Origin of the sequence: Enterobacter sp. SST3 (assembly GCF_000286655.1) — a bacterium.
GTDB lineage: Bacteria > Pseudomonadota > Gammaproteobacteria > Enterobacterales > Enterobacteriaceae > Enterobacter > Enterobacter roggenkampii.
Window position 1 is genome coordinate 1 of the sequence record NZ_ALNS01000059.1, and the last position, 1045, is coordinate 1045.

The following is a 1045-nucleotide window of genomic DNA, read 5'->3' on the forward strand; positions in this document are numbered from 1 at the left end:
CCCACCACCTTCGCGGTCTGCGGGCCGTAGGTGCGCGGCCACGCCGTGGTCTGCGCCGGACGGTAGACCACCGCCGACGGAATGACCGTGAAATCGGTCCGGTGAATAGTTTCACCCTCGCCGCTGGCGTAGCGGTTCTCTTCGAGGTGGTAACCCGCCGCCGTGACCAGATACTCACCGTTGTCGCTGAAGAACGGCGCGTTGGTTAACGTGAAGGTGTGCCCCGGCGCAATCCCCGCCGCCGTGGCGGTGGCCTGAATCTGCTGATGCTCAACCTGCCAGCGCTCCTGACGAATGCGGGCATAGAACTCCCCGTGCCCCTTGTCCACAAAGCGACCCGGCCAGTCGTACACGTCAATGCTGCCCGGCGTCGGCGACGCCGGGTTCTGCTGGGCCTGGAACAGCCACGCGTTCGGCTTGCGGAAGTCATAGTCGTCGAGGCTGTAAATCCCCGGCGTCACGCTGTCCTCCAGCGCCCACTGGCTGATGCCCTCTTCATCCGTACTGCCGCCGGACGGCGTCTGGTGGTAAGGAATAACCTCATAGCCGCTGAACGGCTGGTACTGCGTGGCGGCGTCGGTGAGCACCAGGGTGTGCTTGTCCGCCTCATGGCGGAAGTGATACGCAATCCCCTCCAGCTCCATCAGGCGGCTGATGAAGTCCAGGCTCGACTCCTGATACTGCACGCAGTAGTCCCACACCCGGTAGCTGCCGGTGAGTTTATCCTCAACGTTGACCTGATGCTCACCCAGCAGGGTTTTCACAATCTGCGGCACCGTCTGCCCCTGGAAGATACGCAGGTTACGGTCGCGCTTCATCGGCCACAGGTCCGGCTCCACCGTCAGCTGGTACACCGCATAGCGGGTCCCCGTCAGCTCAACGGCGCTGACCGCCACCCGGGTAATCTTGCCGTTTATATAGCGGGGCGTCAGCAGGCTCTGCGTCGGGATGGTCACCGTGACCGGCTGGCCCAGCAGCTTACTGCGGTCAATGCGCGCGTCCGTGCCGAGCACGGTCAGCGTCAGCGCGAACGACTCGGACATCG

General features: G+C 64.0%; 1 protein-coding gene. It reads right to left on the reverse strand.

The window, feature by feature from the left end:
- Positions 1-1045: type VI secretion system Vgr family protein (locus B498_RS00035; protein ID WP_008503530.1), on the reverse strand; the 1045-nt coding region annotated here is incomplete at both ends.